Origin of the sequence: Uliginosibacterium sediminicola (genome assembly GCF_039631295.1) — a bacterium.
In the GTDB taxonomy this organism is placed as follows: Bacteria; Pseudomonadota; Gammaproteobacteria; order Burkholderiales; family Rhodocyclaceae; genus Viridibacterium; species Viridibacterium sediminicola.
Map to the genome: position 1 here is coordinate 39,597 of NZ_JBDIVE010000005.1, position 19,585 is coordinate 59,181.

The window sequence follows — 19,585 nt, forward strand, 5'->3', positions numbered from 1 at the left end:
GTGACGAGCTCTTTTGTTGAGAATGATTCTCAATTACAATGCTACTCCTATTCCAGTAGCCATCTTGTCCGCAGCTACCAAGCCTCCAGAGCCGTGATTCGAACACGGCACGGCAGACCGGCAAGCTGCGGAAAACGCCTTAGGGCCAGCCAACGAATCTTTCACAAGCAAAGCAAAACATGCGTGTACTGATAGTTGAAGACGATACCCGGGTGAGCTATTGGCTCAGTTGCAAATTGCAGAACTGCGGCCACAACTGCCGCCTGGTCGAAGATGGCGAAACGGCGCTGTGCGTCATGGAGAAGGAGGCTTTCGACGCCATCCTGATCGACCGCATGCTGCCCGGCATCAGCGGCATCGACGTCCTCAAGGCCTTGCAGCATCGTCCGCATCCGCCCGCCATGGTTCTCTCGGCCGTCGACCAGCCCAGTGATCGCATCGAAGGCTTGCGCGCCGGTGCTGCAGACTATCTGGGCAAGCCCTTCGATTTCACCGAGCTGCTGCTGCGCCTGGAAGGACTGGTGCAGCGCGGCCAGTCGAACCGTGAATCGGAACAGCAGCTGTCAATCGAAGACCTGATTATTGATCGCCGCAACCGTCGCGTCAGCCGGGGCGGCCAGGCCATCGATTTAACCGAGAAGGAATATGCCCTGCTGCTGGTGCTGGCCGAACATCCGGGTCGCAGCGTCAGTCGCGCCATGCTGCTGGAGAAGGTATGGGGTTATCAATTCGACCCGCAGACCAATCTCATCGACGTGCATATCTCCAAACTGCGTGCCAAGGTAGACCGCGGCTTCCAGCGCTCGCTGCTGCGCACCATCCGTGCGGTGGGATATGTCCTGGGCTGAACGCATCATCCGCTTGATCGAAACAAGCACCTTCAAACACGCCGCACTCAGCGCATTCGTCTTCCTCCTGATGGCCTTCGGCTCGATGCTCTTGAGCAGCCGACAGATCGAAAGCCTGTTGCTCGACCACGTGCAAGGCCTTGTTCTCTCCGATATCCAGGCACAGCAGCGCCAAAGCCTGGGCAACGCATATAGCCTGGCGAGTCGTCTGTCTCGCGAACCGCACCACGAAAAGGACGACAAGATCGCGCTGGTACTCAGCCCTGACGGTCGCGTGCTCTACGGTAATCACAAGTTGCGCCAGGCGGTCCTCGAACGCCAGAGCACGGCAAACGGCTGGCACAACCTCAGTATCCCCGCCAGCGATACGCCGCCCATGCGCCTGGTCGGCATGCAGTTGCGGCTCCCTGATGGCGGCCTCTTCCTGAGTGCATTCAATGTCCTGCCAATGCTCGAACGCGTACGCGTGATTCCCATCGTGACCGGCGCCGGACTCTTCGCCGTGCTGCTCAGCAGCCTGGCCATCGGTCTCTACTCCAGCCTGCGCAGCATGCGCCGCGTCGACCGCATCCGTTCGGCACTGCGCGCCTACGTCGGCGGCGAACGCGGAGTCACCGTGCCGGCCAGCCTGAACGGTGACGAATTCGATCTGCTCGGCACGGACATCAACAACGTACTGGCACGGATCAGCTTGCTGATGGACGAGGTCAAGAGCGTCAGCAGCCACCTTGCGCATGAATTGCGCACCCCGCTGACACGTCTCCATAACCGGCTGGAAAACGCCGCCGAACGTGTGGATGATGAGCTACGCGGCGAGATTCTCGCTGCTGTGGAAGAAGCCGAACGCATCCAGCGGATGTTCAAAGCCGTGCTGCGCATCGGCGAGATTGAGGCCGGACGCTGCGCGCATTATTTCGAATGGTTCGACGCCTACGCGCTGCTCAAAGATGTCACTGATTACTACCAGCCCCTGGCTGACAGCAACGGCATCCGCTTGCAGCTGGAGGCTAGCGCCGGCGGCAAACTCTTTGGCGACCGTGCCCTGCTCTTCCAGGCGCTGGCCAATCTGCTCGAAAACGCCCTGAAATATGCCGGCGACAAAGCTTGCATCACCCTGCTGGCCCGTCTGCGCGACGGCTGTGTCGAAATCGGCGTCGCCGACGATGGGCCAGGCATTCCAGCCAATCAGCGCGGCGAGGCGGTCAAGCGCTTCCGCCGCCTGCATGGCAGCGAACAGAGCGGCAGCGGACTGGGGCTGGCACTGGTCAACGCAATCACCAAACTCCACTCGGGCGCCTTGCTGCTTGAAGAAAACCCGCCTTGCGGGTTGCTCGCCGTACTGCGTCTGGCGCGCAATCACTGGGACGAAGAGCGCGCCAGCCTGATCGAAGCTTTGCGCAGCTGAGGCCGCCGCCTCAGTCTGCGGCCGCCTGCGGCTCGGGGCGCCGCCACATCCAGAAGGCGCCAGCCGCCATGCCCAGCGCAACCAGCACCACCACCCAGTGGTACGGCACCACGAAGGCCATCACAACCAGGCACGCGCTCATCGCCAGCGATGCGCTGAGCTTGGTGCGGCGCGATACACAGCCACCGCTCTGCCAATTGCGGATCATCGGTCCGAACACCGGATGACGGCACAGCCAGCCATGAAAGCGTGGCGAGCTCTTGCTGGCGGCAAAGGCCGCCAGCAAGATGAACTCGGTGGTCGGGATGCCCGGAATGAACAAGGCCACGATGCCAATCGCAAAACTCAGCCCGGCCACCAGCAGCCAGAGGACACGCCGGCGAGGACTGAGCGGCGTAGCGAGGCTTTGCTCACCGCGGACAATGACTTGTTGTCGAATCATGCTTTGTATTTTGGCGCAGTTTCCGGCGCAATGGCCGCCTGCCGCGCCAGCGTCCTTCAGTTGAGCTGAAAATGATGTTGCAGGAGTTCGCCAAAGCGATCATAGGCGAGATTCGCCCCGGCGATGACCTGGTCATGGTCGGCAAAAGGAATCTGCTCGCTGTCCAGCGAGGCCACGAAGCGACGCCAGACCTGGGCACGCCCTTCCGGATAGGCGGCCAGATTGCGTGCGCCAAATTCGGCCGACAAGCCCAGGCGCGCCTGCGCTTCCTTGAACAGGAAAGCGGCGCCAAGCGTCGAACCTTCCGACACATACAGCCAACCCAATGCAGCCGGCATGCTCACACCAACACTGGCAATCGGCGCCTCAGGCACTGCTGCGCCCAGATCGGCAAGATCGTCGCGTGAAGCCTGCTGGCGGCCACGGCTATCCAGATCCGGCACCGCTGCGCGCACCGCGGGGTCAGCAAACAGATGCTCGATATCGCGCTGAAACAGGTACTGCGCGGCCACAAAGCGCGCATAGGCTTCGCGACTCGAGAAAGGATTGCCACGCTCCATCAAGCGATGCATGCGTTCGTGCTGGGCAGCCGTCTCGCCCTTGAGGCGGGAAGAAAGGCTGACGGAGGGGCTTGTGATGTCATTCATAATGGGTTTCTCTCGTCGCTGATCAATCAAGGTCAAAAAATGGCAAACCCGCACAGAACATCTGTATCGAAGACCGACGCGGCATGCCGAAGAATTGTCTTTTTACGACAGACGGCTGCGTCTGACACGTTAAGTTATCTTCATGTTTTGCCGCCTCGCTGAACGCAGCGCGCGGCAGGTTTTGCGGCCGGAAAAGTGCCGCGATCAGAAGCCGCTTTCTCGCAGCAACACCGACAGCATGCGACGCCAGGCAGCCAGCGCGATGCTCTGTGCCGGCGCGGCAATGCTCAAACGGCCACGCAAGACCTGCGGGCGCGGCATCGCTGCGCTGCCTGCCTGTGGCGCCAGCAGTACGCGATAAACCGGCTGCTCAGGCATCCAGCTGCCCCCCTCGGCGTCCCCCGGCACGCGCGTCGCAGCAATGCCACCGCCATGCGCTGAAATCAGCTCGGTATGCGTGGCTAGACGCCGCGTCGCCGTGCGCGCAATCTCGCGCACCGTGAGCGACAGCGGGGCGACAGCGGGATCCTCCGCCACGAAAGTCGCCGTCGCCCCGCGCTCGATGCGCTGCAGATCGGCCTCCGCCACATAGGCTTCGACCCGCGCAGACTCCGGCGTTGCCAGCGTGCCCAGCCACTCGCCCGCCGACAGCCATTCGCCTTCGCGCAGCGGTACGGCCAGATCGACGAGCTGCCCTGCGAAAGCCGCACGCACGGTCAGCGCATCGAGCTGGCGAGCGAGCACCGCATCACGCGCGCGCGCCGCCTGCAACTCGCTCTGGGCGACCGGTACGCCCGCTGACCCAGCCTGGCGCATCGACTGGAAACTGGTCTGCCACACCAGCGTCTGGATACGGCGCTGCAACAGCGCCCGCTCATGCTCGAGCTCGGGTGCCTGCAAGACGAAAAGTGGCGTACCGGCATTCACCCGCGTGCCCGCGGCGACCAGGATACGGCTGACCTGGGCGCTGACCGGCGCCACCAGCTGCGCCTGACGTTCAGCATGCAATAGCGCCGGCGCCTGCACACTGCTGCGCCAGGGCAGGATCAGCACGAGCAGCAGGATCAGCAAGAGCGTCAGGCTGAGCCGGCTGCGTCGGTTCCAGGCCGCTTTGCCGCGCTGCTGCAGCCGCTCCCGCCATTGAAACAATTCACTCATGATGGGTTTGACCAGAAAGACACCGATTTCCACCGCGAATAGCGCGATGCCGAGCAGCTTGAAAGCAAAGTGATAGACCAGCAGCGCGATGCCCAGAAAGAGAAAAAAACGATAGATCCAGACGCAAAAGGCATACGCACACAGCACTCGGGCGCGCCAAGGGGCGAACACCTCGGGAGCGGCCTCGCCCAGATCGAACAGCCATTCACGCAGCCGCCAACGCGCCAGCGCAAAGGCGCGCTGCTGCAGATTCGGCACATTGAGCGCGTCTGCGAGCAGGAAGTAGCCGTCAAAGCGCATGAAGGGATTGAGGTTCACGGCCAGCGTCAGCAACCAGGTGGTGGTCGCCAACATGAAGGCAGCGCTGCGCAGCATGCCATCGGGCAAAAAGCTCCAGGCCAGCGTCGCCCAGGCAGCAATCGCCGTCTCGGCCAGCATGCCGGCGGCACCGATACTCATCCGCTGGCGCCGCGAAGCCAGGCGCCAGGCGCCCGAAGTGTCGGTGTAGAGCACCGGCCACATGACCATGAAGGCCACGCCCATGCTGGCCACGCGGCAGCCGTGGTGGCGCGCGACAAAGGCATGGCCCAGTTCATGGGCAATTTTCGTCGCGCCCAGCACCAGGGCTGCCAGCGCAGCGCCCTCCAGACTGAAGAAATACAGGAAGGTATGGACAAAGGCATCCCATTGCCGCGCCACCAGAAACAGCCCCAGCACAGCCGCCAGCAGCGTGGCGAGGGCAAAGCGGCGATTGAGGAAGACATGCCGCACCGAGGGCAGCATGCGCAGCAACATGCCGTCCGGGCGCAGCAACGGAATGCGGAAGAACAGATAGTGTTTGAGCAACTGACTCAGCCACGATACCTCACGCTGACGCTGGACTTGCGCCAGCATCGCTTGCACGGCTTGCGGTCCCTGCACGCGCACCAGCTCATTGAGCTGCAGGAAGCGCGCGAAATGCTGCACATCCTCGGCCTGCAGCTTCAAGGCCGTTTCGCGCGAGACCGCGTCGGCCACCGCCTGCGCACTGCCCAGAGACCAGCGCGCGAGCATTTCAGCTTCCGCCCGGCCGAGCTGGAAGAACTGCGCCCGGCCCGGATCTTCCAGCGACCAGGCGGGCGAACCGTCGTGATTGCGCGGCGCCACATGCAGCAGCAATTCTTCGCGCAGCAGGGGCCAATCCGGGCGCCCCGCCGACACGGCCGCCTGCGCCGTCCTTCCGCTGTCGAGCACAGCTTGAGCGGACATCTCAGATCCCCAGCCAGACGCGGGCGGCCGCCAGCGGACGACGCAACACGTAAAAGATCAGTGTGCGGCGTTCGCCGTAGAGCTTGGCGGTTCCCTTCAAACCCACGCGCGGGATGCCCTCGCCCGCCGCCAGACGGGCCCGCACGCGGTAAGCCAGACTGCCATCCGCCGTTGGCATGGCGCGGTAGCCGACGCGCAACAGACGCGCCGTCAGTGGGCTGGCCGGCGAGCTATTGAGGAACATCAGCACTTGCGCCCCGGCCGGCAAGGCAATCGCATCGGCCACTGGCAGCAAGATTTCCAGCTCGACATCCTGCGGGTCAGCAATCTGCAGGATGCGCTCACCCGGCTGCACCGGCTTGCCGATCCAGTCAGCGGGATCATCGAGAATCACCGTGCCCGGCCGCTCGGCACGGAGTTGGGTGCGCGCCAGCGAACGGCTGTAGTAATCGAGATCCGCAGCAGCCTGATCACGGCGGCCCTGCAGCAGCGCCAGACCGGCCTTGCTGCGCTCGTCGAACAAGGCTTGCTGTTGGCCCTGGCGCAGTTCGGCCTCGGCCACCGCCAAGGCCTGGCGCGCCGCTTCCAGGCGCCCTTCCAGTTCGCGTGCGTCCAGTGCCACGAGTAGCTGGCCGGCCACCACCTGTTGATCGGGCTGCACCGCGACACGATCGACCACGCCTTGCAAGGGCGCGCGGACAGCCACCGGCGCACGCGCTACAAGCTCCGCCGGTGCCAGCACCGATTGGCGCACCGGCAGCGCCGCCAGCAACAGCAGCAGACCTGCTCCCGCCAGCCACCAGGTCCGCCGCTGTTGCGGCAGACGCAGCCCGGCCAGCCAGCTGCGCGGACTCGACGCCTGGCTGGCGCGCAAGGCATGCCAGGCGTGTGCCGCGGCATCGGCCAACAAGGCCAGGAGCGATGTTTCATGTGCCTGCCAGGCCTGCTCGCGCAGCAACAGCAAGCCCGCTGGAGGCTCGCCCGGCCAGTGCAGCGGCAACCACCAGGCATGCGCCGGCAAATGCTCAAGCCAGCTTGCCCGTTCATCCTCCGGCGGCAACACGACACCCGGCGCGTTCAAGGTCGGCGTACAGCGCGAGAGCAAGGCCGCCAGCCAGACATTGAACGGCGCGTTGTCCTCCACCACGGCCAGGCCGGACAGCGCCAGAATCCGCCCGCCCTGCGCAGTGCCACGCCACAGCACAGCCTGGCGGTAAGGCAGCAAGGCATGCGTGTCATTGACCAGCAGGAAGTACAGCTCGTCCTCGCTGCGACACGCACGCAGGCCTTGCTCCAGCTGCACCAGCAAGGCCAGCGCGGCCTCCGCGTGTGCGGCGGGTTCAAGCGCGCTCATGGCTTGCCGGTACCGGCCGGCGGATCGATCCGCACGCTGCCGCTCATGCCGTGCAGCAGGACCGCCTCGCCACGACCGCTGGCGGGATTATCCAGGCGGCCAATGACTTTCACCGACTGACTCACCGGATCAATGCTGCCGGCAATGCGCAACACGCGTGCGACGTGACGCTGCCCTGTTTCATCGACCGTCAGCTGCATCGGCATGCCCGGCTTGAGCCAGGCCAGCCAGCGCGACGGCACAATGGTCTGCACCTCGAAAGCGCTGTCGTCATACACGCTGAGCAGTTCCTTGCCTTCGGCGACATGCTCGGCCGCGCGCACAAAGGTCTCGCCGACGCGTCCGGCAAAAGGCGCGCTGACGCTACAGCGGCGCACCATGACGCGCTCCACGCCGCTCTCTGCACCCGCGACGGCCAGCGCCGCGCGGGCTTGCTCGACATCGGCCCGGCTGATCGATTTGAGCGCATCGAGCTGCTCGGCGACCTCCAGCTTCTTTCGCGCCGCCAGCTCGGCCTGTTCAGCACGCGACAAACGGGCGCGATTGAGGGCGCAGTCATAGCTGACCAGGACCTCGCCCTGTTTGAAGCGCTGCCCCTCGCGCAGCGGCATGCTGCTGATCCGGCCGGCCAGCTCACTGGTCAGCACGGCATAACGTACCGCCATCAGCTGGGCCCGCAAGCCAGTCGTGCCCTCGCGCGCGGCAGCGGTCGGGCCATCGGCCAGCGCCATGGCCGAACACAGGGCCAGCCATAGCACACCCAGATGGCGCAAAGCATTAACGCGCATCAGCCACGCCTCCGCCTGCTTCCAGCGAGCCCAGGCTGCGCCAGCGCTCGCCGCTGACCTGGCGTAGCGTCGGAGATGGCAGCACGGCCGCCACCGGGGCCGGCACAGCAGCTGCCGGCGCGGGCGCCGCAACCACACTGGCGACGCTCGCCGCGGGCAGACGCGGGATCTCCAGCGTGCCGGAGGCAATCACCGCATCGGTGCGACGGATGGCCGATGCCAGGCCTTCTACGCTGTGATCGCCGAGCTGCGCAGGCAAAGGATCGATACCGGCCGCCTGCAGCAACATGCCCTGGGCATTGAGCAGATCGGCATAGGCCAGATCCCGTGCACGCGCCGCCAACAAGGCCTCGACGCGGGCGCGCGTCAGCTCAAGCTGGGTTTCGGCGCGGCTGCGACTGGCGTTCTCGACCTGGCGATGGATATCGCGCTGCAGGCTGCTCAATTCACCAGCCCTGACGAAGACCTGCTCGGCACGGCTGCGTTCCAGCCAGGCAATGTTGACCTGGGTGAGCACACTCATGCGCAAGGCCTGACGCCGCAACTCTGCCACGTGCTCACGCCGCTCCGCGCTGCGCGAGATGGCCGGCCAGGACAACACATTGAGCAGATTCCAGCTCACTTGCACGCCGGCATCGGCCCACGAGTTGTTAACCAGGAAGTGGTTGCTGTCCTGGTTCAGCCCGGCAAACAGGGACGCATTGGGTAATAGACGCAGCAGGGCCATGCGCGTCTCCAGCAGTGCATTGCGCGACTGGTAAGCCTCTTCACGCAGTTCTGCCCGACCCGTGATCGCCAGCGACTCGAATTGCTCGCGCTGATACGGCAAGGCGGGGACCTGCATTTTCGCGTCATCGACCGCAGCCAGGCTGAACTCAGCGCCAGGAGCCAGGTTCATCAGGCTGGCCAGGCGGGCCTTGGCCACCGAGAGTTCGGCATCCAGCGCTTCGAGCTGGCGCACAAAGCCAATCAGGTCACGCTGGTAACGCAGTGCGGCCAAGGGCGCGACCAGACGCTTGTCCTGGCTCTGGCGCGAGAGCTCGAGCGCTTGCCGCGTTTCCGCCAGGGCATTGCTCACCTCGGCGCGCAAGCGTTGCGCCGTCACCGCAGTCCAGTAGGCGCTACGCGCCTGGCGCACGATGTCAGCGACCACCCGGCGGCGGCGCTCCTCGGCCGCCAGCGCCTTGTTGCCTTGCGCCTTGGCGCCGAAATAGCTCAAGCCGAAATCCAGCACATTCCATGACAGCTGCAAACTGGCGGTATCGCCATTGCGCTCCTGACTGGTGGACGCTTCGAGCGATTCGCTGCCGGTGCGCAGGGACTGACTGGAAGAGCCGTAGTCATTGCTGCGCGTGCGCAGCCCGGCCTGCGCCGTCAGGCGCGGCAGCATGCCCTGGTTCTGCACGACCACAAGATCGTCCTCCAGTGCCCGTTCCATCAAGGCCAGACGCTGCTGCAGGTTGTACTTGAGGGTGCGGGCGACGGCTTCTTCCAGCGTCAGCGGCCCTTTCACGGGCTCCTGTGCGGCAAACATCAGTTGGCGATCTGCCTGGTCCTGGCGCAGCAGGTCGTGTTGCGTCAGCGCTACAGGCGGAGTCACCGCACAACCGGCCAGTGCCGCCAGGCTGGCGACGGCCAGCATGCGCAGCGCGAAGCGGGGAGTGACCGCCAGCTGGCGGCCGGAGCTCTTATTGGAATTCATCACGGTATTCAACCTTCCACGGACATTCGTTGTTGGTGAGGATTTGCAGCATTCGGCGACTGCAGACTGGCGAGCAAGCGGGCGGCATCAGCGCGCAGATCAGGCACTGCATGCGTGCGTAGCAACTGGCTCAAGGAGGATTTGCCGGCAAGGCCGGGCGCAGCGCTGTCGGCTGCGGCGCCATCGGCGTGCAGCTCCAGCGGGATGCTCAGCGTGCGCCCGTCGAGGGTGCGGGCTTCGAGCAGCAGCCAGATCGTACTGTTGCGCTGACCGGCGGCCACAATCAGGCCTTGTTCCTGGTCCAGGCGGATGCCGCTGTCCGCCGGCAAAACACGCCCATCCGCCAGCCGCAGGCTGATACTGAGCAGCGGCTCGCTGCTCCGGAACAGAGCACGCGGCAAGACGATGAACTGGCGGTTGCCACTGACATCGCGCTGCCAGCTGGCACTGAAACGCTCCACACGCGCCGATAGCCCGCCGTCGGCCGCTGCCAGCGCGAGTGGCGTACGCTGACCATCGGCCAGCAAGATTCCGGCATCAGCTTGCTCGTCCGCCAGACGCTGGGCCTCGGCGGCATCCAGCATATCGAGCAGCGCGCGCCCGCTCGAAGTAGGTTCAGGCACCGGCTCGGGCGAGTTGGCCACACCTGCTGGCGTGCTCACGCCGAGCGATGTCGCCAGCCGCTGGAACAGCATCCCTTGCGCGGCGCTCAGCTCGGGCGCCTCGCGGACCCGCTCGGTGTTCAGCAGCACGACCGGCATCACCGCCGGGCTTTGCGCCAGCGGCAAGCTTTCCGCCTGCACCGTCAGCAGAATGCTGCGCGTCGCACTGCCGCCACGTCCGTCACTGACGCTGATCAGCAAGGGATACGCCCCAGCCTGCAACGGACTGCCGCTGAGGCTCAGGCCGGTGGCGTCAAAACTCAAGCCGCTGGGCAGGCCGCTCACGCTCCAGCTCAGCGCGTCGCCATCCGCGTCGCTGAACAGACTGCTCGGCAGCGTCACCTGATAAGCCTGGCCGACGGTGGCCGCGCTCAGGCTGTAGCTGGCCTCGCTGGCGAGCGGCGCGGCATTGGCCGCCTCAACGCTCAAGCTGAAGCTGCGCTGCGCCTGGGCGCCCGAGGGATCGGTCGCCGTCACGGTCAGCGTGTAGGAACCGCTGCTGCTGAGCGTGCCGGAGAGCGTGCGCGTCGCAGCGTCAAAACTCAGACCGCTGGGCAGGCCGCTCACGCTCCAGCTCAGCGCGTCGCCATCCGGATCACTGAACAGACTGGCCGGCAACGTTACCTGATAAACCTGGCCGACCGTGGCCGTGCTCAGGCTGTAGCTGACCTCGCTGGCAAGCGGTGCCTGATTGCTCGATGCCAGGGTGGTGACCTGCTGGCTGTACGCGACACTATTGGCCTGCCCATCGTTGAACACCAGGCTGATGCTGTGGCTACCAACGCTGCCGCTTGCATTGCTGTAGGTGATCTGGCGCAGGATGGCATTGGCCTGCGCCTGGCTCAAGCTGGCGCTGAAGCTCAGCGTTGCGCTGTCACCGCTCTGTACCAGGGTGGCGACAGCGCTGCCATTGAACAGGATGCTGGTGCCGCTGAGGCTATAGCCTGCGCCATCCTGGAAGCCGAAGCGATCACCGCTCTGACCGATGAGGCTCAGGCTGGCGCCCTGATAATCATTCGCAGCATCCAGCTCTGCATCGCTCAGGCTCAGCGCCGGCGCCAGCAGCACCGGCGTACCGCCAATCTGCACCGCCGGAGCAGGCTGTTCCGGCAGCCTCAACACATCCAGGCCGCTGCCCAGCACCAGCAGGCCGCCATCGGCGGACACGGCAAGCTGCTGCGCACCGCTCTGCCCGCTGTGCGAAGAAAGCGGTTGCCAGGTCGCGGTGGCGTAATAGTTCAGCGTTCCGTCAGCGAGGCTGACGAACAGCGCCTTGCCGTCCGTCGAGAGGCTCACATCACTGATCCCGGAAGCACTGATCGAGCCCAGGTGGGTCAGCACACCGCTGCCGGTATCCAGCGAGAAAGCATCAATCTGCGAGCCGCTGGCGACGACCACGGTGCGGCCGTCATCACTCACCGTGATCGATTGCAGGCCCTGCAACGTAGCGCTGCCGGTGCGGGTATAACCAAGCAGGCTGAGTGCGCCACTGGCGTCGCGCTGATAGACGATCAGGGAAGAACCCGCGGCGGCATTGGTGACCACATAGACCAGATCACCCTGGCTGACGATGTCGGTCGCTGCCCAGAGATTGGGCGCGCTCCACATGTCGCCATCGATTTTTCCGGCGTAGCTCAAGGCACCGCTGCTGGCATCACGGTTGAGCCAGACCAGTTTTTGGTTGCCGCTGCTGAAGAGGTAGAGGTTCTGGCCATCTTCCGAGAGTGCAAACCCCTCGATGCCGGAGAGCGCGCCGCCATGCAGCGCATAGTCCTCGGATATCGAGCCGGCATAGGTGATCTGGCCCGCGCTGTCGACACTGAACCAGGCGATCACACCTTGCTGGCTCTGTGCCGTCTCACTCAGGGCATACAGGGTCTTGCCATCGGCAGAGAGCTGCAGTTGCTCGATGGCGCTCAAGCCCGACGCTGCCGCGAAAGTCTTCACATAGCTCAGCACCCCGCTGCTGGTGTCGCGGCTGAACAAGGCGATGGCGCCATTGACATCGGCGACATAGACCAGGCGCCCATCGCTGGAGAGCGTACCGGCGCTGAGCGTATCCAGCCCGGCTACCGCGGCCACTTGCTGCAAGGACTCCAAGGCCCCCAGCGACAGCACCGGGTCGCTACCGATACTCGGCAAATCATTGCTGGCGCTGATGGCGATGGATAGCTCCAGCGCTGCGGAGCTCAAGCCGCGCTGGTCGACCAGGGTGATCTGAACCGCCACACTGCCCACCGGCGCATCGCTGCTGTTGGCATAGCTGATCTGCCGCAGCACGTTTTGCACATCGGCCGTGGTCGGGATCACGCCTGCCGCGTCGCTGAAGCGGATCGTCACCACACCATCGGCGATGCTGAAGCTAGCAATGGCCTTGCCGTCCTTGAGCAAGCTGCTGCCACTCAGGCTCAGACCGTTGCCCGACAGGAAGCCCAGGCTATCGCTTGCGCTGTGACCTTCGCCCAGGCTCAGGGTGAGCACCGCAGCGTCGTAATTGCCGGCACCGCCATTGAAGGCGTCCATCTGCGCATCGCTCACCGTCACCCCCGGTGCAATGGCGATCGCGGCGGCCTGTTCGCTGTAGCTGACCGCCGAGCCGCCGCCCAGGCTGGGCGCGCTATTGACGGCGCTGGCCGCGGCCAGGCTGACGATGGCCTGGCTGCTTGCCGTGGCCGCATTGTTTCCGTCGCCAGAGTCTTTGATGCTCAGACTGATGCTGCGCGTGCCGCTGAGGGCGTCACCACTGTTGCTGTAACTCAGGCTGTCGATGACGCTCTGGGCACGCTCCACACTGTCGTTCAGATACAAGGTCACGATGGTCTTGCCATCTGCGATCTTGACCGCGTAGACGATGCCAGTGGCGGTGGTGAGGGTGCCGCTGGTGGCGGTATCCAGCACGATCTTGCCGCCGTCCACACCAAGAATGTCGCTGGCATTGGCGGCATCCAGGGTGAGGACCACCTGCCAGACCGTCTGCCCGGCCTCCACGGTGTCGATGCGGGTGTTCTGGAACAGCTTGACCGCCTCGCCTTCGGCATGGAAGCTCGGGCTCAGCCCGCTGGTCTCGATCGACGGCGCATCATTGACGCCTGCGAGCGCGACATCAACGCTCAGAGTGTCGGTATGGCCACTCCCATCATTGAGCTGCAGCTGAAAGCTTGCCGTAGCGGCAGGGTCATTGCTGCTGTTGCTGTAGGCGATCTGACGCAGCACGTTCTGCGCCATGGCCTGGCTGATGCTGGCGGTAAAGCTCAGGGTGAGCTTGCCGTCCTGTTGGACGAAGTCGGCAATGGCCTGGCCATTGAGCAGGATCTTGCCGTTTTCCAGGCTCAGGCCGTTGCCTGCGAGGAAACTGAAGACATCCTCGGCCTGAGCGCCAGCGCTGCGTTCAATGACGATGCTGGCGCCCTGATAGTCGCCTGCACCGCCGTTGAGCACATCCAGTTGCGGATCGGACAAGGTCGCGCCGGGCAGCAAGGCCACGGCTTCGCCATCCTCGACGTAAGTGGACGTGGCGGGCTTCAGATCCAGCACCAGCAAACCGTCGTTCCAGGAGAAGGTACCGGTCAGATAAAGCTGGCTGCCATCGGCACTGAGGCTGGCCTGGCGCAATGTCCCGAAATCGACCTCGTAGCCGCCCCAGCTGTAAGCCTCGCCGACGCCGCTGATCCATTCATGCAATTCGAATGCACCGGAAGCATTGCGCAGATAAATGCCGATCTTGCTCTCGGCAATGACGATCAGTGCGGCACCGTCCTGGGACACGATCAGTTGCTTGGGCTGTGCGTCGAGCGTGATGACGCTGCCGGTCACGCTCAGGCTGCCATCGCTGCCGACGCTGAAGCTGTGCACGCTGCTGTCATCAACGACATACAGGGTCTTGCCATCGGGCGACAGGGTGAGCGAGCTGGTGTAGTAGTACTGCGCGCTCGCCGCCGGATTGGCGCCCTGCACATCGCGCAGGTGCACCAGGCTGCCATCACTGCTGACGCTGAATACGCTGACCAGGGTGTCACCGCCGGTCGTGCCGGCGAACAGGAACAAACCATCGCTGGAAAACTGCAGCGCGCTGAACTGCGCCTCCAGATTACTCAGCGTTTCCGAGTCTTTCTCGACCCAGTTGCCGTTCTCGCGCTGGAATACTTTGAGCGTGTCGCCTGCAGTCAGGTAGAGGCTGTTGCCCTGGACGCTGACCTCACCGGTGGTGGCAATGCTCAGACTGCCCAGAGTGCTCAACGCGCCACTCGCGGTGTCACGACTGAACACCGCAATACCGCTGGCATTGATCACATAAAGTGTTGCGCCATCATTCGACACACCGATGGCGCTGCCCCCTTGCAGGCCGTTGTCGGCACTGGCATCCAGCGTAGCCTGCAGGCTCAACGAGCCATCCGCATTGCGCAGGAAGGTGTAGAGGGTCGTGATCTCGACATCGCTACCGGTGCCTGTTGCCTCGTTATAAACCCACTCCGAAGTCGTGCGCAGCGCATAAACCTGGTCGCCCACGCTGACCACATCCAGCAGGCCGGCGTAGGGATTGGGGTAGTTGTCGGAGCGGATCAGTTCGGCCAGTTCGAGGGCACCGGTTTCGGCGCCCAGCACGGGATCCTGCCCCACCTCGACCTGCACCGTGGCCGCAATGGCCAGCGCGCTCGCATCGACCCCACCATTGGCCGTAGCACCATTGTCCTGAATCGCGCTCAGCGTGATCACACGCGCCCCGGCTACGCCAGTCGCCTTGTCACTGTTGGCGTAGGCGATGCCATCGATCAGGCTGGCGGCTGCCGTGCTGCTCAAGCCTGCGCTGCTGCTCAGCACCACGGTCGCCACCCCGGTGTCGGCATCGACACTGACCTGCCAGCTGTAGCCGCTGCTCGTCGTGCCACTGCCGGCCACCAGGGCCACGGTCGTGCCATCGATCCGCAGGGTTTCGCTGGCGCCGTTGTGCAGACCGGACACGGTCAGCGTCAGACGGGTGATCGCCTGCGCGCTTTCGACGGTGGACACGGAGACATTGGCGAACAGGTCGACTGCCGCCTCACCCGCGCTCTGCTGCGTGCTGAGCGCCGTGGCGCTGACGATCGGCGCATCGTTCAGCTCGCTCACCGTCAGATTGATATTCATCGAGGACTTGCCGCTCGCAAACGGGTCCTGCACCGCCAGGGTGAGGCTCAGCTGCGCGCCGGGATCCTTGCTCGTATTGGTGTAACGGATCTGGTGCAGCAGCGCATTGGCGACAGCCGTGCTGACATCGCCGGTGAAGACCACGCTCAGTGTGCCGCCTTCGTTGCTGAAATGAGCGATGACTTCGCCATTGAGCAGGATCTCACTGCCCACCAGGCTGAGGCCGTTGCCCGCAGTAAAGCCGTAGCTGTCATCGGCATTGGCGCCTGTTGAGCGCACCAGGCTAAGGGTTGCGCCCTTGTAATTGCCGGCGCCGCCATTGAGCGCATCGTAATCGGCATCCGCCAGGTTCAGGGACGTGGCCGGATGGATGCTGCTGCCCTCGGCATAGGCCAGATTCAGGGAAGCTGGCGCGCTGACCAGACTCAGCACCGGGGTGCCGAAATACAGGTTGCGCCCAGCGTAGATCGATTGGCCGTCGGCACTCACGGCGATTCGCGACACCGCGCCGGCAATGCTCAGGGTACTGGCCAGCACCGGCGTGCCATCCGCCGCCAGGTGGTAGATCGCCAGCTTGCTGCTCGCACCGCCACCGGCGTAGAGCGTCGTGCCGTCCTCCGACAGGAAAACGACATGCGGGTATTGGCTGAGGCTGGAGTAGATGCTGTTGGTGGCATTGACCAGGCTCAGGGTATTGCTCTCTCTGACATAGCTCAGGGTGGTCAGGAAGCCGTTGGTGGTCACCAGGTAGATATGCCCGTCGTCCGAGACGGCAAGTGAAGCGCCTCCGTTGAACGCGCTAGAGCTGCTGATGGTGAAACTGCTGCTGGTTCCACTGATGGCGTCGGCATAGCTCAGCGTGGTTCCGCTGCGGGTGAGCTGGCCCGCCTCGCTGAGGCTGCCATCGGACGCGGGGGTGAAGATCGTCAAACGTGAGTTGGAAGCAAGGACGTAAACAGTGCCGTCGTTGCCGACGGCCATGGTCACGGCGGTCCCCAGGCCTGCCTTGGAAGTGTCCTTGTCAAGCAGACTCAAGCTGCCCGCATCACTGAGCTGATAGGTGTAGAGCGTCGTGGCCGACAGTACGTAGAGATTGCGGCCCTCGCTGGCTGCGCGAATGTCGACGACCTTCTCGCTGGGCCCGGCCAGCTGGCCGAGCAGGCTCAGCGTGCCGCTGCTGGCATCCACCTGGAACACGCTGAGGGTATAGGCAGTGGTGCTGCCGGTAGAGCTATAGCCTGCGAGGTAAAGCACGCTGCCATCGGCCGAAAAAGCCACCGCGGTGACACCCTGCAGGCCGTCAATCTCGATGCCGTTGTCGGCATTGCCATCATCGGCCGTGCCTTGACGGAAGGTTTGCAGCAGCGTCAGCGCCCCACTGGCGGTATCACGTGCATAGACGCTCAGGTAGTGAGTGCCGCCTGCGTTGTTGGCCGTGCTGCCAGCGATCACCAGGGTGTGGCCATCCGCGGACAGCTGAATGCTGTTGACGTAATAGTTGTAGCCACTGAGGCTGCCATCACTGCTGTAGATCAGCTGGTCGGCACTGAGCACCAGTTCCGGCGTATGGTTGTCGGCCTCGGCCTGTGAGATCACGCGCAGGCTCAGGCTCAGTTCAGCGCTGGCACCGTGCTCATCGGTGACTTTCACACTGATCTGGTAGTCACCCACACTGCTTGGTGTGCCGCTGAGCGTGCGGGTCGCAGCGTCGAACACCAGCCCCTCGGGCAAGCTGCTGACGCTCCAGCTCAGCGTGCTATCGGCGTACAGGCTGTCGGCATCGCTGAACAGCGCGGCGCTCAGGGTCTGACTGTAGGCGCTACCGACCGTCACGCTGGCCAGCGTGGCCGGCGCATCCGCGCTCACGCTCGGCGCTCGGTTATCGATCTGCTCGACCACCAGATTCAGGGTCAATGCAGCACTGGCGCCATAGATATCGCTTGCCGTGACGACGAGCGTGTATTGCCCCACGGCGGTGGTGCTGCCGGACAGGGTGCGGGTAAGCGGGTCAAAGCTGAGCCCGGCGGGCAGGCCGGAGACCGACCAGCTCAGCGTATCGCCGTCGAGATCGCTAAACAGCGTAGCCGGCAAGGTGGTGCTATAGGCGGTTTCAGTGGTGACCGTGGGTGGCGTGAAGTCGCCGACGCTGGCCTGCGGCACGCTGTTGGCGCGCAAGCTGAGGCTTAAAACACTGCTCACCAGCAAGCCATCGCTGAGCTGAACATCGAGTGTGAGCAGACTGCCGGTGAGGATCGTCGCAGGACTGCTGTAAGTGAGCTGCTGCAGCACTTGATTGGCCACCGCCGTGCTGGTGTTGGCGCTGAAGCTGAGGTTCAGCCGGCCTTGCTGATCGACGCTGAAACTGGCGATCACGCTGCCATCCAGCGTGATGCTGCTGCCGGACAAAACCAGGCCATTACCTGCTGCGAAGCCGAAGCTGCCCCCCGCAACGCTCGGACTGACACTGATACTGGCGCCCTTGTAATTGCCTGCGCCATCGTTCAATGCATCGAAGTTGCTGTCGCTCAAGCGCAGCCCGCTGGCAAAGCTGTTGGCCTCGCCCAGATTCAGATTATGGATCGTGCTGTAACGGCTCAGCGTGCCGCCGGCGACCAGTAGCGAGCCCTGTGCCGAGACCGCAATGTCACGGCCACTGCCCGCGCCGGTCACGCTGCCGACAGGACTCAGATCGCCATTGCTTTCGAGCGTATAGACCTGGAGCGTGCCATTGCTGCGAGCGGCATAAAGCTGGCTGCCGTCCGCGCTGAGCGCCAGGCTGCCAACCCCACTCAAGGCAACGCTGCCTGACTCGCTCAATGCTCCGTTCTTGAACTGGAAGATGGCGATGACGCCATTGTCCGGGTCCGCGACGTAAAGGCTCTGACCGTCTGCCGAGACGACCAGGTGGTCATTCGAGGTATCCCGGCCGATGGTGCTGGAAGTGATGCTGGTCAATAGACTCAGGCTGCCATCGGCATTGCGCTGGTAGACAGTCAGGCTGGCTGGGTTCAGGACCCCGACCCCGGCGTAGAACACGTAGACATGATCACCCTGCGTGGCAATCACCCCGTCGCGTCCATTTCCATTGCTGATGGCACGGCCGAATATAGCCAAGGCTCCGGTCGTTGCATCGCGACTGAATATGACTACGTCGTTGTATTGGGTGCCCACATAGACATAGGCGCCATCGCTGGAAATCGCCAGGCCACCGGTGGCATTGCCGTTCCCGGTGGCGACGGTGCTGGCGCTGACGATGCGGCCATCACTGGACAAGCTCAATTGCACCACCGTAGCCGTACCGGAAATGCTGTAGATCGACTTGCCATCACTGCTGACGACCATCTGGCTGACACTGCCCAGATCTGTGCTGGTAAAGGTTTGCAAGGAGCTCAGCGTGCCGATGCTGTCCACCGCGAAGACCTGGATGCCGTTGCTACCCGCCACATAGGCAAACTTGCCGTCCGTGGAGTAGGCCACCTCGTTGGCGCCAAGCTCGGCCAGCGTCAACTGCTCGCGGATTTCGAGCGCGCTGACGGCCTCGATCACCGGTGCCGCATTGATCGCACTGTCGATGGTGATACTCGCCTGGATCGCACTCAGATCGCTGCTCTGCCCCCCTTCATCGCTGAGGCTGCGCAGGGTCACGGTGGCAGTGCCGGCGCTGACCGTCTTGTCCAGCACCTGGTAGGCCAGACCGTCGATCAAGGCCTGGGCGCCGGCCACGGTGTCAGAGGCAAAGGAATTGATCTGCACCGTGATGGTCGTGGTGCTGCCGGAAACCGTCACGCTATAGACATAACCATCGTCGGCAGCGCGTGTCGTACCGCTGCCAGCTTCGAGCGTGATGGCCTTGCCATCGATCACCAGGGCTTGATTGCTGCCAGCGCGATCGATGCTGATGACCAGTGTGCTCAGGGAATCGGCCGTGCCGGTGGCAGCAGTTTCGGCGGTCACGCTGACCGCCTTGAACAGATCCACCGCCGCAAAGCTGTCCGTCGTATCGGTGAGGGTGATCGTGGCATTCACCGGGGTGGCCTGCACACCCGGCGCCTCAGCGCTAGCCGTGACCGCCTTGGCCACTGAGTCGGCCGTGCTCACTGCGGCGGCATCGAACATCATGCGTGGTTCCAGAACCAGGGCTTGGAAACGACGCGGCGAAGGTAGGCGTGTGGTCATGAAGATCTTCCGGGACAAGAGGAATGAAAAT

The 19,585-nt window shown here is 64.0% G+C and carries 9 protein-coding genes; 2 read left to right on the forward strand and 7 right to left on the reverse strand.

What is annotated here, in order from left to right:
• Positions 1-179: 179 nt before the first annotated feature.
• Both ABDB84_RS10675 and ABDB84_RS10680 read left to right on the forward strand, forming a co-directional pair.
• Positions 180-848, forward strand: a complete 669-nt coding sequence (locus tag ABDB84_RS10675; RefSeq protein ID WP_345919714.1) for a response regulator transcription factor — start codon at positions 180-182, stop codon at positions 846-848.
• Positions 835-2,253 (forward strand): sensor histidine kinase, encoded by a 1,419-nt coding sequence (locus tag ABDB84_RS10680; RefSeq protein ID WP_345919715.1) that lies wholly within the window; start codon positions 835-837, stop codon positions 2,251-2,253. Before ABDB84_RS10675 ends, ABDB84_RS10680 begins: the two co-directional genes overlap by 14 nt.
• A gap of 10 nt (positions 2,254-2,263) precedes the next feature.
• Here ABDB84_RS10680 and ABDB84_RS10685 read toward each other — a convergent pair whose 3' ends face one another.
• From ABDB84_RS10685 to ABDB84_RS10715, 7 genes are all read right to left on the reverse strand, one after another.
• Entirely contained in the window at positions 2,264-2,695 is a 432-nt protein-coding gene (locus ABDB84_RS10685) for a YbaN family protein (RefSeq protein ID WP_345919716.1), read from the reverse strand.
• A 56-nt stretch (positions 2,696-2,751) separates the two neighbouring features.
• Positions 2,752-3,342 carry a biliverdin-producing heme oxygenase gene (locus ABDB84_RS10690; protein ID WP_345919717.1) on the reverse strand — a complete coding sequence of 197 codons (591 nt, stop codon included), beginning with the start codon at positions 3,340-3,342 and terminating at the stop codon, positions 2,752-2,754.
• Positions 3,343-3,546: 204 nt separating this feature from the next.
• Positions 3,547-5,748: a site-2 protease family protein gene (locus ABDB84_RS10695; RefSeq protein WP_345919718.1), complete on the reverse strand. Its 2,202-nt coding sequence runs from the start codon at positions 5,746-5,748 to the stop codon at positions 3,547-3,549.
• A 1-nt stretch (position 5,749) separates the two neighbouring features.
• Entirely contained in the window at positions 5,750-7,102 is a 1,353-nt protein-coding gene (locus ABDB84_RS10700) for an efflux RND transporter periplasmic adaptor subunit (RefSeq protein WP_345919719.1), read from the reverse strand.
• Positions 7,099-7,890, reverse strand: coding sequence for an efflux RND transporter periplasmic adaptor subunit (locus ABDB84_RS10705; protein WP_345919720.1), 792 nt, complete (start codon positions 7,888-7,890; stop codon positions 7,099-7,101). Before ABDB84_RS10705 ends, ABDB84_RS10700 begins: the two co-directional genes overlap by 4 nt.
• Positions 7,880-9,592 carry a TolC family protein gene (locus ABDB84_RS10710; RefSeq protein WP_345919721.1) on the reverse strand — a complete coding sequence of 571 codons (1,713 nt, stop codon included), beginning with the start codon at positions 9,590-9,592 and terminating at the stop codon, positions 7,880-7,882. The genes ABDB84_RS10705 and ABDB84_RS10710 overlap by 11 nt, the downstream gene beginning before the upstream one ends.
• An 8-nt stretch (positions 9,593-9,600) precedes the next feature.
• Complete coding sequence (locus tag ABDB84_RS10715) at positions 9,601-19,554, reverse strand: beta strand repeat-containing protein (protein ID WP_345919722.1); 9,954 nt, start codon at positions 19,552-19,554, stop codon at positions 9,601-9,603.
• Between the last annotated feature and the right edge of the window lie 31 nt (positions 19,555-19,585).

Coding starts and splice junctions, on each gene's coding strand:
- ABDB84_RS10695 (WP_345919718.1), bottom strand. CDS start 5,748: ATGTCCGCTCAAGCTGTGCTCGACAGCGGAAGGACGGCGCAGGCGGCC.
- ABDB84_RS10700 (WP_345919719.1), bottom strand. CDS start 7,102: ATGAGCGCGCTTGAACCCGCCGCACACGCGGAGGCCGCGCTGGCCTTG.
- ABDB84_RS10715 (WP_345919722.1), bottom strand. CDS start 19,554: ATGACCACACGCCTACCTTCGCCGCGTCGTTTCCAAGCCCTGGTTCTG.
- ABDB84_RS10675 (WP_345919714.1), top strand. CDS start 180: ATGCGTGTACTGATAGTTGAAGACGATACCCGGGTGAGCTATTGGCTC.
- ABDB84_RS10710 (WP_345919721.1), bottom strand. CDS start 9,592: ATGAATTCCAATAAGAGCTCCGGCCGCCAGCTGGCGGTCACTCCCCGC.
- ABDB84_RS10690 (WP_345919717.1), bottom strand. CDS start 3,342: ATGAATGACATCACAAGCCCCTCCGTCAGCCTTTCTTCCCGCCTCAAG.
- ABDB84_RS10685 (WP_345919716.1), bottom strand. CDS start 2,695: ATGATTCGACAACAAGTCATTGTCCGCGGTGAGCAAAGCCTCGCTACG.
- ABDB84_RS10680 (WP_345919715.1), top strand. CDS start 835: ATGTCCTGGGCTGAACGCATCATCCGCTTGATCGAAACAAGCACCTTC.
- ABDB84_RS10705 (WP_345919720.1), bottom strand. CDS start 7,890: ATGCGCGTTAATGCTTTGCGCCATCTGGGTGTGCTATGGCTGGCCCTG.